The 12,157-nt window shown below is 69.4% G+C and carries 9 protein-coding genes and 1 pseudogene; 6 read left to right on the top strand and 4 right to left on the bottom strand.

Going from position 1 to position 12,157, the window contains the following annotated elements; translation table 11 throughout:
* Positions 1-490: pseudogene (locus FIF60_RS15315) on the bottom strand (hypothetical protein); the annotation flags it as partial.
* Positions 491-610: 120 nt separating this feature from the next.
* Between FIF60_RS15315 and FIF60_RS15310 the strand changes: the two are divergent.
* Genes FIF60_RS15310 through FIF60_RS15285 form a run of 6 tightly spaced genes read left to right on the top strand, consistent with a single transcriptional unit; the run spans position 611 to position 8,134 of the window.
* Positions 611-1,744, top strand: coding sequence for a mandelate racemase/muconate lactonizing enzyme family protein (locus tag FIF60_RS15310; protein WP_144186968.1), 1,134 nt, complete (start codon positions 611-613; stop codon positions 1,742-1,744).
* 11 nt (positions 1,745-1,755) lie between these two features.
* Positions 1,756-3,420 (top strand): urocanate hydratase, encoded by a 1,665-nt coding sequence (gene hutU, locus FIF60_RS15305; RefSeq protein ID WP_144186967.1) that lies wholly within the window; start codon positions 1,756-1,758, stop codon positions 3,418-3,420.
* Complete coding sequence (gene hutH, locus FIF60_RS15300) at positions 3,413-4,939, top strand: histidine ammonia-lyase (protein WP_144186966.1); 1,527 nt, start codon at positions 3,413-3,415, stop codon at positions 4,937-4,939. Before hutU ends, hutH begins: the two co-directional genes overlap by 8 nt.
* A gap of 17 nt (positions 4,940-4,956) precedes the next feature.
* Complete coding sequence (locus tag FIF60_RS15295) at positions 4,957-6,033, top strand: TRAP transporter substrate-binding protein (protein ID WP_239451650.1); 1,077 nt, start codon at positions 4,957-4,959, stop codon at positions 6,031-6,033.
* Positions 6,033-6,575, top strand: coding sequence for a TRAP transporter small permease subunit (locus FIF60_RS15290; RefSeq protein WP_239451652.1), 543 nt, complete (start codon positions 6,033-6,035; stop codon positions 6,573-6,575). The genes FIF60_RS15295 and FIF60_RS15290 overlap by 1 nt, the downstream gene beginning before the upstream one ends.
* 14 nt (positions 6,576-6,589) lie before the next feature.
* Positions 6,590-8,134, top strand: coding sequence for a TRAP transporter large permease (locus tag FIF60_RS15285; RefSeq protein WP_338032087.1), 1,545 nt, complete (start codon positions 6,590-6,592; stop codon positions 8,132-8,134).
* A 57-nt stretch (positions 8,135-8,191) separates the two neighbouring features.
* Here the strand turns inward: FIF60_RS15285 and FIF60_RS15280 are convergent, their stop codons facing one another.
* The 3 genes from FIF60_RS15280 to FIF60_RS15270 all read right to left on the bottom strand — a co-directional run bounded on the left by FIF60_RS15280 (position 8,192) and on the right by FIF60_RS15270 (position 12,136).
* Entirely contained in the window at positions 8,192-8,677 is a 486-nt protein-coding gene (locus tag FIF60_RS15280; protein ID WP_144186963.1) for a chemotaxis protein CheW, read from the bottom strand.
* 1 nt (position 8,678) lies between these two features.
* Positions 8,679-11,288 carry a hybrid sensor histidine kinase/response regulator gene (locus FIF60_RS15275; protein ID WP_144186962.1) on the bottom strand — a complete coding sequence of 870 codons (2,610 nt, stop codon included), beginning with the start codon at positions 11,286-11,288 and terminating at the stop codon, positions 8,679-8,681.
* Positions 11,289-11,368: 80 nt separating this feature from the next.
* Positions 11,369-12,136 carry an aspartate/glutamate racemase family protein gene (locus FIF60_RS15270; protein WP_144186961.1) on the bottom strand — a complete coding sequence of 256 codons (768 nt, stop codon included), beginning with the start codon at positions 12,134-12,136 and terminating at the stop codon, positions 11,369-11,371.
* Between the last annotated feature and the right edge of the window lie 21 nt (positions 12,137-12,157).

Below are 12,157 nucleotides of genomic sequence, written 5' to 3'. Positions count from 1 at the left end.
CGACGCCGCGGGCGCGCAACTCGCGCCGCCTGGCGAGCTCCGCCTCCGCGTCGCGCTCGGCGGCGTCGCGCGCGCGGGCCGCCGCGAGCGTTCGGTCATGCTTGGCCTCTGCGGCGGCGACCTGGGCTGTAGCCCGGGTGCGCTGGCTTTCGGCAAGCACGAGATTGGCCCGCGCCGCCTGCTCCTCCGCCACGGCCGCGCCGAGCCGCGCGACGAGATGGCTGTCCTCGAGCCGGGCTACGGGCTGGCCTGCCTCGACCCGGGAATTGTAGTCGACCAGCACCTCGCGCACCTGGCCGGAAAGCTGGCTCGACACATCCACCGTGCGCCTCGGGTTCACGCTGCCCGTGGCGGAGACGGCCGCGACGATCGGCCCGCGGTCGACCACGGCGACGCGGAGCGGCCTTGGCGGCTCCTCCCGCACGGAGGCAACGGCCAGGGCAGCGCCTGCGCCGATGCACGCCAGAACAGCGATGGTGCGAAGCGTCATGCCTTCGCCAGTCCCTCGTTGTGTCGATCACCCCCTGCCCGCGCCGGATTGTCGCCCGGCCGGGAAGGGCATCATACTCGATCTTCGCCCGCTTCGGGACGCCTCACGAAAAGGCCAGCGATGACGCGAATTCGCGAGATCCGCCTCACCCCCCTTCGGCATGCCCTGGCGGAACCCTATGGCATGGCAAGGGGGCTTGCGGCGGCACGCCAGTGCACCCTCGTCGAGCTCGACACCGATGACGGCATCACCGGCATCGGCGAGGCCTGGGGTCCGCCCGCGGCGGTGAAGGGCTATCTCGATGCGGTGAAGGACGCCTGGATCGGGCGCGACCTCTTCGCCCATGCCCAGGCCGTGCCGCTCATCCTCGGCCGGAACTACCATTTCGGCATCGAGAACCAGCTGATGGCGCTGTCTTCGGGCATCGACATCGCCGCGCATGACGCGATCGGCAAGCGGCTCGGCGTTCCCGTGCATGCCCTGGTCGGCGGCAAGGTGGCAGACCGTGTCGCGGTCTATGCCTCCGGCGGCTACATGACGGCCGACCCGGAAGCCAGCCTCGACGGGATGATCGACCGCTTCCTCGGCAGGGACTTCTTCGCCGCGAAGATGAAGATCGGTCATTCGGTGGAGAAGGACGTCGGCCGCGTCGCCCACGCCCGGCGGCGGCTCGGCGACGGGTTCGCCTTGATGGTCGACATCAACGGCAACTGCACGGCAGACCAGGCGCTCGCCACGATCCGCGCCATCGAGCCGTTCCGCATCCACTGGATCGAGGAGCCGCTCGCCCCGCTCGATTGGGCCGGCTACCGCTGGTTGCGTGACCGTTCACCCGTACCGATCGCTACGGGCGAGGCGCTCTACACCGCGCACCAGTTCAACCGGCTTGGCGCCGAGGGCTGCGCCGATGTCTGGCAGCCCGACCTCTCGCTCTGCGGGGGCCTGACCCAGGGGCGGCTGATCGCACAACTGGCCCATCTCCATCACAAGCGGCTCAGCCCGCATGTCTGGGCCTCCGCCATCGGCCTCGCCGCGGCCGTGCACCTCGTCGCCGCGCACAGCCCCTATCCCGCGACGACGCACCCGCCCGACCCGACCTACGTGGAATACGACGTCGGCGAGAACCGGCTGCGCGACGAGCTGCTCGCCGAACCGCTCGTGCCGGAAGCCGGCTACATCACCGTGCCGGACGGCCCGGGCCTCGGCATCGCGCTCGACCCCGACGCCGTGAAGCGCCTCACGGCCGACATCTGAGGAGAGTGGGGATGGCCCAGGCCAATCGCCGCATCATCCGGAGCCCGCGCGGGGCCGAGCTCAACACCCTCTCCTGGCAGACCGAGGCGCCGCTTCGGATGCTGATGAACAACCTCGACCCGGAGGTGGCGGAACGGCCTGACGATCTCGTCGTCTATGGCGGCATCGGCCGCGCGGCGCGGGACTGGGCGAGCTTCGACACGATCGTCGGCGTGCTCAAGCGGCTGCGCGACGACCAGACGCTCCTCGTGCAGTCGGGCAAGCCGGTGGGCGTGTTCCCCACCCATGCCGACGCCCCGCGCGTGCTGATTGCCAACAGCAACCTCGTTCCCGCCTTCGCGACCTGGGAGCATTTCGACGCGCTCGATCGCAAGGGGCTCATGATGTACGGCCAGATGACGGCCGGAAGCTGGATCTACATCGGAAGCCAGGGAATCGTGCAGGGCACATACGAGACCTTCGCCGAGCTCGCGCGCCGACACTACGGCGGCACGATGGAGGGGCGGTGGATCCTGACCGCGGGCTTGGGCGGCATGGGCGGGGCGCAGCCCCTCGCGGCCGTATTCGCGGGCGCCTGCATGCTTGCCATCGAGTGCCAGCCGAGCCGGATCGAGAAGCGGCTCGCCACAGGCTATGTCGACCATTGGGCGAAAAGCCTCGAGGAGGGTCTGGCGATGATCCGCGCCGCCTGCACCGAGAAGCGGGCCATCTCGGTCGCGGTGCTCGGCAATGCGGCCGAGATGTTCCCCGCCCTCGTCGTGCAGGGCGTGAAGCCCGATGCGGTGACCGACCAGACCTCCGCGCACGACCCGACCAACGGCTATCTCCCGCTCGGCTGGACGCTCGAGCAATGGGAGGAGCGTCGCGTCTCGGATCCGCGCGGCACGGCGGCAGCGGCGCGGAAGAGCATGGTCGCCCATGTCGAGGCGATGCTCGCCTGGCACCGCATGGGCATCCCCGTGGTCGACTACGGTAACAATATCCGACAGATGGCGAAGGAGGAGGGGCTCGCCGACGCGTTCGCCTTCCCGGGCTTCGTTCCCGCCTATATCCGTCCCCTCTTCTGCCGCGGCATAGGCCCGTTCCGCTGGGCCGCGCTCTCGGGCGATCCGGACGACATCGCGAAGACCGACGCGAAGGTGAAGGAGCTGATCCCGGACGATCCGCACCTGCATCGCTGGCTCGACATGGCCCAGGCGCGCATCCACTTCCAGGGCCTTCCCGCGCGCATCTGCTGGGTGGGGCTCGGGCAGCGCCACCGCATCGGACTTGCCTTCAATGAGATGGTCGCGCGCGGCGAGCTTGCCGCACCCGTGGTGATCGGGCGTGACCATCTCGACAGCGGATCGGTCGCGAGCCCGAACCGCGAGACGGAGGCGATGCTGGATGGGTCCGATGCCGTGTCGGACTGGCCGCTGCTCAACGCGCTGCTGAACTGTGCATCTGGCGCTACGTGGGTCAGCCTCCACCATGGCGGCGGCGTCGGCATGGGGTGGAGCCAGCATGCGGGTATGGTGATCCTCTGCGACGGAACCGAGGCGGCGGCGAAACGCATCGCACGCGTGCTCTGGAACGATCCCGCCACCGGCGTGATGCGCCACGCCGATGCCGGCTACGACATCGCCATAGCGTGCGCGCGCGAGCAGGGGCTCGACCTGCCGATGCTCCATGGCTGAACGCGTCACCGCTGGCGCCCTGACGCTGCCGCAGCTTCGCCGGTTGTACGAAGGCGGCTCGGCCGTGCTCGGAGAAGGCTGGCGCAAAGCCGTGGCGGCGTCGGCCGCGACGGTCGCAGGCGTGGTCGCGCGCGGCGAGGTCGCCTACGGCGTGAACACGGGCTTCGGCAAGCTCGCGACGACGCGCATCGCGGCCGAGGATGTGGCGGCTCTCCAGCTCAACCTGGTGCGCAGCCACGCCGCGGGAACCGGCCCTGCCCTGCCCGCCCCCATCGTACGGCTCGTCCTGCTGCTGAAGGCCGCGAGCCTGGCGCGGGGCTTCTCCGGCGTCCGGCCCGAGATCATCGAGACGCTGATGCGCCTTCTCGAAGCCGATGTCCTGCCGGTGATCCCCGCGCAGGGCTCCGTCGGCGCCTCGGGCGATCTTGCGCCGCTCGCGCATCTCTCGCTCGTTCTCGTGGGCGAAGGCGAAGCGATGGTAGGAGAGCGTGTCGTTGCGGGAGCGGAAGCGCTTCGGTCGACCGGCCTCGCACCGCTGACGCTTGCCGCGAAGGAAGGCCTCGCACTTCTGAACGGCACGCAGGTCTCGACGGCGCTTGCGCTGGCCGGCCTGTTCGCTGCGGAGGATTGCCTTGCCTCCGCCCTGGTGACGGGAGCGATGAGCGTTGATGCCGCGCGCGGTTCCGACACGCCGTTCGAGCCGCGCATCCATGCCGTACGCGGCCATCGCGGCCAGATCGACGCGGCCGCCGCCCTGCGGGGGCTGCTCGCCGGAAGCGCGATCCGCGACAGCCACCGCGTGGGCGACCCGCGCGTGCAGGACCCCTACTCGCTCCGCTGCCAGCCTCAGGTGATGGGCGCGCTTCTCGATACGCTCCGGGCGGCTGCCGCGACGCTGGAGACAGAGGCGAACGCCGTCTCCGACAACCCGCTCGTCTTCTCCGAGACGGGCGAGATCCTCTCAGGCGGCAATTTCCACGCCGAGCCGGTGGCGATCGCGGCCGACACGCTTGCCCTCGTGATGGCGGAGACCGGCAGCCTCGCCGAGCGTCGCATCGCGCTGTTGACCGACCCGGTGATGACCGGCCTCCCCGCCTTTCTTGCACCCGAGCCGGGGCTCAATTCCGGCTTCATGATCGCGCATGTGACGGCGGCCGCGCTCGCAGCCGAGAACAAGGCGCTCGCCACGCCACGCTCGACCGACAGCCTGCCAACCTCCGCCAACCAGGAGGATCATGTGTCGATGGCGACGCATGCTGCGCGACGGCTCGGCGACATGGGCGGGAACCTCGCCGCCCTCATCGGCATCGAGGCGCTTGCCGCAGCGCAGGCGGTCGGGTTCCACCGCCCGCTCACCACCTCCGCGCCGCTCGAGGCAGCAATCGCGAAGCTCCGCGAAACCGTCCCGCCCTGGGGAACCGACCGCGTGATGGCGCCCGACATCGCGGCTGCGAAGGCGCTCGTCTCCTCCGGCGCGCTTGCCTCGCTCTGCCCCCTTGCCTTGCCGTCGCGCCGATGAACGGGAATGGAGACCAGATGATGAAGCGTCGTGGAGTGCTCGCCGGTGCTGCCGTCGCGGGTCTTGCCGCCCCGGCCATCGCGCAGGGGAGGATGGAGTGGCGCATGGTCACCTCCTGGCCGCGCAACCTCCCCGGTACGGGAAGCGGGGCGAACAGGGTGGCCGAGCGCATCGCCCAGGCAACGGGCGGGCGCATCACCGTGCGCGTGCACGCCGCGGGCGAGGTCGTGCCCGCCTTCGGCGTGTTCGATGCGGTGTCGCAGGGAACCGTCGAGCTCTACCATTCGACGCCGCATTTCTGGTTCGCCCGCTCCCGCGCCGCCTCGATCATCGGCAGCTTCCCGTTCGGGCTGATGACGACTGAGCTCACCGCCTGGCTTCGCAATGCGGGCGCCCAGGCGATGTGGGACGAGCTCTACGCCCGATTCAACCTCAAGCCATTCCTCTGCGGCAATTCCGGCCCGCAATGGACCGGCTTCTTCCGCCGCGAGCTTGCCACGCCGGACGACCTTCGGGGCCTCAGGATGCGCGCTGGCGGGCTCGTGGGCGGCATGTACCAGCGCCTCGGCGCCTCGGTGGTGCAGATGCCGGTGGGCGAAGTATTCCAGGCGCTCCAGGCAGGCACGATCGACGCCGCCGAGTTCGCCGGGCCCTGGGCGGATGGTCCGCTCGGCTTCGGCCGCGTCGCACGCTTCTACTATCGCCCCTGCGGGCAGGAGCCTTCGGCGAGCCTCGAGACGGTGATCCACAAGCCGAAATACGATGCGCTGCCCGACGAGCTGAAGGCCGCGCTCCGCTTTGCCATCGAGGGCTACAACGAGGAGAGCGTCGCGGAGTGGGACCACTTCAACCCGCTCGCGCTCAAGGAGGTCGTCGAGCGGCAGAACGTGCAGGTGCGCTCCGTTCCCGAACCCATCGTGCGCACCATGGCCGAGACGGCGAAGGCCTTCATCAGCGAGCTGCGCGACGAGGGCGACGCGCTGAACCGCCGCATCATCGAGAGCTACATCGCCTACCGGCAGGCAGCGGCCGACTACGTGGGCGAGGCCTACGCGCCGGTGCACGCGGGCCGGGCGATGGTGAGCTGGGCGTGATGGCGCTCGCGGCGCTCGGCCGCGCGCTCGACCGTTTCTCCGATCTCGTCGGCCGCACCGTGATGTGGCTCGCGGCCCTGCTCGTGCTCGTGCAGTTCGCCGTCGTCGTCCTGCGCTACGGCTTCTCGACGAGCCTGATCCAGATGCAGGAGAGCGTGATCTACATCCACGCGACGCTGTTCATGCTGGCCATCGCCTACACGATGCTGCACGAGGGCCATGTGCGCGTGGACATCCTCTATGCCGGATGGAGCGCGCCGCGCCGCGCCGCGGTCGATCTCGCCGGCATCATCGTCGCCGTCATTCCCTTCTGCCTCCTGATGCTCTGGACGTGCTGGCCCTTCGTCGAGGCATCCTGGCGCATCAGGGAGGGTGCGATCGCCTATGGCGGCATCCCCTACCAATACCTTCTGAAATCGCTGATCCCCGCAATGGCGGTGCTGCTCCTGCTCCAGGCCATCGCGCATGCTGTGCGCTGCGTGCTGACGATCGCGGGGCTCCGGGCTGACCATCGCGCCGGCCGCGTCACGGAAGGGGCCTGAGGGCGTTGGGCGGCGTGCTCGACATCCTGATGTTCGCGACCCTCTGCGCGGGAATCCTCACCGGCATTCCCGTCGTCTTCATCCTCACCGGCGCGTCGCTTCTCTTTGGCGCGCTCGGCTGGGCGTTCGGCGTGTTCACGCCTTCGCTTCTGGGTGCGCTGCCGCCGCGCATCTTCGGCACGATGACCTCGGAGGTGCTCGTCGCCATCCCGCTCTTCGTCTTCATGGGCATCATGCTCGAGCGGTCGAAGATCGCCGAGGACCTGCTCGAGACGATGGGGCGCCTGTTCGGAACGATGCGCGGCGGGCTTGCCATCTCCGTCACCATCGTCGGTGCCCTGCTTGCGGCGAGCACCGGCATCGTCGGCGCGACGGTCGTCACGATGGGGCTGATGGCGCTGCCGGCGATGCTGCGCAACCGCTACGATCCCGCGCTTGCCTGCGGCACGATCTGCGCTGCCGGAACGCTCGGGCAGATCATCCCGCCCTCGACGGTGATGGTGATCCTGGGCGAGATCATCTCCGCCGCCTACCAGCAGGCGCAGCTCGCCAAGGGCGCGTTCTCGATCCAGACCGTGTCGGTCGGCCAGCTCTTCGCCGGCAGCCTGCTTCCGGGGCTGCTTCTCGTTAGCCTCTACATCCTCTACCAGGCCGTCCTGGCCTGGGCCCGGCCGGCCGTCGCCCCGGCGCTTCCGGCAGGAGAGAAGGTCAGCCGCGAGGAGGTGCTCGGCGCACTCGTGCCGCCGATCGTCCTCGTCGTCGCCGTGCTCGGCTCGATCCTCGGCGGCATCGCGACACCGACGGAGGCTGCCTCCGTCGGCGCGGTGGGGGCGAGCCTGCTTGCCGCGCGCCGCGTGTCGCCGGCGCGCTGGCCAGCGCCGCTCGCGCTTGCCTCCATCGTCGGGCTCGTGGTGCTTGCAAGCATCTTCGACCTGCGCCTCGGCCGCGCCGCCCCGCCGCTCGGAGACCAGCTCGGCGTCGCCGGCGCGGCGCTCTGCGCCGCAGGTCTCTCGGCGGCCATCCTGCACGCGCTCCTCGTCACCGGGCGCTCGGGCGTTCTCGCGGGCGTCTGCCGCGCGACCACGACCATCACGGCGATGATCTTCGCGATGCTGATCGGCGCGACCCTCTTCGCCCTTGTGTTCCGGGGCCTCGGCGGAGATGACATGGTGCACGCGGCGCTCTCCGCCATTCCGGGCGGCGCGGCCGGCGCGATCACGGTGGTGATGGTCGTGATCTTCGCTCTCGGCTTCTTCCTCGATTTCGTCGAGATCTGCATCATCGTGATCCCGATCGTCGGGCCGATCATCCTGCAGATGGATGTCGACCCGATCTGGTTCGGCGTGCTGGTCGCGGTAAACCTGCAGACCTCGTTCCTCACCCCGCCCTTCGGCTTCAGCCTGTTCTACTTGCGCGGCGTCGCGCCCGAGAGCGTGGGCACAGCAGACATCTATCGCGGCATCATCCCGTTCGTGGCGATCCAGCTCGTGGGCCTCGGGCTGACCGCAGCCTTCCCCGCCCTCGCCACGGCCCTGCCGAAGGCGCTGTTCGGCGCATGAGAAAGGGCCGGCGAGGGTCACCCCTCGCCGGCCCTCGGGCACGCGCCAATAGGACGCTCAGCCCTTCAGGTCGACGCCGATGTCAAGGAGCTTGTCCACGTCGAGCACGACCATGAGCTGGCCCTGCAGCCGATAGACGCCGAGCGAGACCGACCGCCAGCGCGAATCGAGCGTCGGCGGGTTCGCCTCGCGCGCCTCGTCGTCCAGCGCCAGCACCTCGCCCACCTGGTCGACGAGCAGGGAGTAGAACTCGCCGGCCGTCTCGACGACGACGCTCATCGGCTTCGCGCTCGCCTCAGGTGCGGGCAGGCCGAGGCGGCGTCGAAGGTCGATCGCCGTCACGATGCGGCCACGCAGGTTGAGGCTGCCGGCCACCTCCGGCGGGGCGAGCGGCACGCGGGTCACCTGCTGCACGCCGAGGATGTCGCGCACGGTGAGCACGGGAATGCCGCAGAGCTGGTTCGCGACGGTCAGCGTCACGAATTCCCGCGCGGTGCTGGCGGTGCCGCGCGCGGCGCGCGGGCGTTCCATCACGGTGGTCATGTCAGAGCGTCTCCATCTCGGTGGCCGAGAGAACCTGGGCGAGCGCGGCGAGCACCGCGTCACGGTCGAACTTGGCAACGTAGTCGCTGAACCCTGCCGCGCGGCCGCGGGCGATGTCCGCCTCCGACACGCGGCTCGTCAGCGCGATGAGCGGGAGCGAGGACCATGACCCGGCGCGCCGGACCTCGGCGGCGAAGGCAATGCCGTCCATCTCCGGCATCTCGATGTCGGAGACGATCGCGTCGAACATCTCGCCCGCCTCGCGCAGCTTCAGCGCGGCCGCGGCACTGTCGACCACCGTGACGGCGTAGTTGGCGGTGGTCAGCACGGGCGGCAGCAGCTGGCGGAAGAAGGCGCTGTCGTCGAGCACCAGGACACGCTTCTGGCCCTGGCCGACCTCGCTCTCCTTGCGCGCGAACCAGTCGGGGTAGGCGAGGCGGAGCCAGTAGGTGATGTCGATCACCTCCGTCGCGCGGCCGGCGATCGTCGCGGTGCCGAGGAAGCCGGGCCTGTGCGTGTTCAGCTCGACGCGGAGACGGTCCTCCACGACATCGAGGATCTCGTCGACGAGCAGGCCCATCGACCGCTCGGCGTCGTTGAACACGAGAACGGGCTGGCGCGTGCGGCCGCCATTCTCCGCACCGGGGCTGCCGACCATGCCGCCATCGATCGGCACGAGCGGCATGAGCTTGCCGCGATACTGCATGACGGGCGAGCCGTTGGCGTTCTCGATCGCCTCGATGGGATACTCCTCGAGCCGGGCGACGAGGCCGAGCGGCACAGCCTTCGGCTCCGATCCGCCGGCGCGGAAGAGCAGCAGCGCGGTCTTGTCGGTCTCCACCACGGATTCCGAGGTGGTGCCGTTGAGCGCCTCGCGCTCGGCCCCCGTGCCTGTGCCGATGCCGACGGCGCGGGCGATGCCGTTCGGGTCGAGGATCATGATCACGCTGCCGTCGCCGAGGATCGTATTGCCGGAGAAGAGCGTGATGTGGCGCAGGATCGGCGCCACGGGCTTGACCACGATCTCCTCGGTGTCGAACACCCTGTCGACGATCAGGCCGAAGGTCTGCACGCCGACCTTGCAGACGATGATGAAGTCGCCCGAGGCCTGGTCGGTCTCGGAAGGCAGGCCGAGCAGGTTGCGCAGGTCGACGAGCGGCAGGAGCCTGTCGCGCAGGCGCAGGACCGGCGTTTCGTTGATGCGCTCGATCGCTGCTTCGGAGGCCCCGCCGGCGCGGACGAGCTCGACAACGCTGATCTGCGGGATGGCGAAGCGCTCCGCTCCGGCCTGGACGACGAGGGCTGCGACGATCGCGAGCGTCAGCGGAATCTTGATCGTAAAGGTCGTGCCCTGCCCTTCGACGGAGCGAAGCTCGATCGTGCCGCCGATCTTCTCGATGTTGGTCTTGACGACATCCATGCCGACGCCGCGGCCGGACACGGAGGTGACGGCGGCGGCCGTCGAGAAGCCCGCGCGCCATATGAACTGGTGCACGTCGCTCTCTGCCATCGCCGCGACCTCGGCCTCGCCCGCGAGCCCCTGGGCGACGGCCTTCTGGCGGATGCGCGCGGTGTTGAGGCCCCGCCCGTCGTCGCTGATCTGGATGATGATGTGCCCTCCCTCATGGAAGGCGTTGAGCACAAGCCGGCCGGTCTCGCTCTTGCCTGCCGCGCGCCGGTCCTCCGGCTTCTCGATGCCGTGGTCGACGCTGTTGCGCACCATGTGCGTCAGCGGGTCCTTGATCAGCTCGAGCACCTGGCGGTCGAGCTCGGTCTCGGCGCCGATCATCTGCAGGTCGATCTTCTTGCCGATCTCGTGGGCGATGTCGCGCACGAGGCGCGGGAACTTGCTCCACGCATTGCCGATCGGCTGCATGCGCGTCTTCATCACGCCGTCCTGCAGGTCGGAGGTGATGTGCGAAAGCCGCTGCAGCGGCACCTCGAAGGGGTTGTTCTCGTGCGTGCGGGAGAGCTGCAGAAGCTGGTTGCGCGCAAGCACGAGCTCGCTCACCAGCGTCATCAGGTCCTCGAGCACATCGACGCCGACGCGGATCGACTGCTTGGAGGCGGCGAGCGTGTCGGTCCCGTCCCTGCCCGCGTCGCGGGCGGGGCCTGCGGGGGGCAGGATCTCGGCCTTGGCCTCCACTGCGGGCGCCTCCGTCGCCGCCGGCTCGGGCGGCAGCTCCTCCTCCTCGGCCGGCGCGGCGGCCACCGCTGCGGGCGCGTCGACGTCCTCGCCGTTGTAGATCCGGTTCAGCGCATCGATGATGTCGCTGTCGTCCGCCGCCACCTCCTGGCCGTGCTGCTCGAGGTCATGGACGATCGTCTTGATCCGGTCGATCGAGCCGAGAACAACGGAGATGGCACCGGTCGTGACGGTCATTGTCCCGTCGCGAAACTTGCCGAGAACGTTCTCGGAGGCGTGGGCGACCTTCTCGAGGCGGGAGAGGCCGAGGAAGCCGCAGGTTCCCTTGATGGTGTGCACCAGCCGGAAGATCAGCGCGAGCGTCTGCGCATCGTCGGGCGACTGCTCGAGGCGGATCAGCGCCGTGTCGAGCTCGGCGATAGCCTCGGCCGTCTCCGTCAAGAAATCCTTCAGCAGATCGTCCATCGGCGCACCTCCATGCAGGTGCCCGCATTCGACCCCGATGCGCCGAAGAAACCGTAAAGACCGCGCCGATTCCCGGCCTTTCAGCCGCCGAGGCAGGTTCGCCGGTCGGCCGGCGGGCCGAAATCCCGGGGCCTCAGCCCAGCATGGAACCAGGCAATGAAGGAATAGATGTCGTAGACAGGCAGGCCCAGGGCCTCGCGCAGGGCATGGGCGTAGGGCGGCATGTTGGTGCATTCGAGCACGATGGCGCCGACCTCCGGGTGGCGCGAGACGAGGTCGCGCCCCGCGTCGAGGATGTCCTGGGCCGCGAGCGCGACGTCCATGTCGTGCTTCTCGCCCTTGATCAGCACGCGGAAGAATTCCCGCCCGTTCTCCGTCCCGGCCACGGGGATGTCGCGTGGAACGCCCGCGGCATCGAGATGGGCCGGTGTCAGCGTGGACGCCGAGACGGTAATGAGCCCCACCCGTCTTCCCGGCGGAAGCGTTGCCTGCACCAGGGGCACCTGCATCAGGCTCGAGGTCGCGACCGGAACGTTCAGCCGCTCGGCCATCTCTCTCTGGAACAGGCTCAGGAACCCACAATTGGTGGTGATCGCCTCGGCGCCGAGGTCGATCAGATCCTCCGCTGCCGCGACGAAGGCATCGAGAAGCCCCTTCGCCCCCTCGAGCACGACGCGTTCCGGGCTCGCTCCGCGAACGACACGGAACAGAACCGGAAAGGGCCAGGTCAGGCCGTTGCCCATGTCGCCCGGGATGCGGGGGAAGCGCGCCTCGAGCATCAGGATGCCCAACGGGGCTCCGTAGATGCTCTTGCCTCCTGCGGCGATGGCGGTGCGGGGGGCCTGCATGTCTCGGGTCATAGTGCGTCT

This window comes from Elioraea rosea (assembly GCF_007644105.1).
GTDB classification, from domain to species: Bacteria; Pseudomonadota; Alphaproteobacteria; order Acetobacterales; family Acetobacteraceae; genus Elioraea_A; species Elioraea_A rosea.
This window is presented reverse-complemented; position numbering and strand designations above follow the sequence as displayed.

Excerpts from the sequence above, each read along its gene's own strand:
- FIF60_RS15275 (WP_144186962.1), bottom strand. The coding sequence starts at position 11,288 with ATGGACGATCTGCTGAAGGATTTCTTGACGGAGACGGCCGAGGCTATC.
- FIF60_RS15270 (WP_144186961.1), bottom strand. The coding sequence starts at position 12,136 with ATGCAGGCCCCCCGCACCGCCATCGCCGCAGGAGGCAAGAGCATCTAC.
- FIF60_RS15290 (WP_239451652.1), top strand. The coding sequence starts at position 6,033 with ATGGCGCTCGCGGCGCTCGGCCGCGCGCTCGACCGTTTCTCCGATCTC.
- FIF60_RS15310 (WP_144186968.1), top strand. The coding sequence starts at position 611 with ATGACGCGAATTCGCGAGATCCGCCTCACCCCCCTTCGGCATGCCCTG.
- FIF60_RS15280 (WP_144186963.1), bottom strand. The coding sequence starts at position 8,677 with ATGACCACCGTGATGGAACGCCCGCGCGCCGCGCGCGGCACCGCCAGC.
- hutU (WP_144186967.1), top strand. The coding sequence starts at position 1,756 with ATGGCCCAGGCCAATCGCCGCATCATCCGGAGCCCGCGCGGGGCCGAG.
- hutH (WP_144186966.1), top strand. The coding sequence starts at position 3,413 with ATGGCTGAACGCGTCACCGCTGGCGCCCTGACGCTGCCGCAGCTTCGC.
- FIF60_RS15295 (WP_239451650.1), top strand. The coding sequence starts at position 4,957 with ATGATGAAGCGTCGTGGAGTGCTCGCCGGTGCTGCCGTCGCGGGTCTT.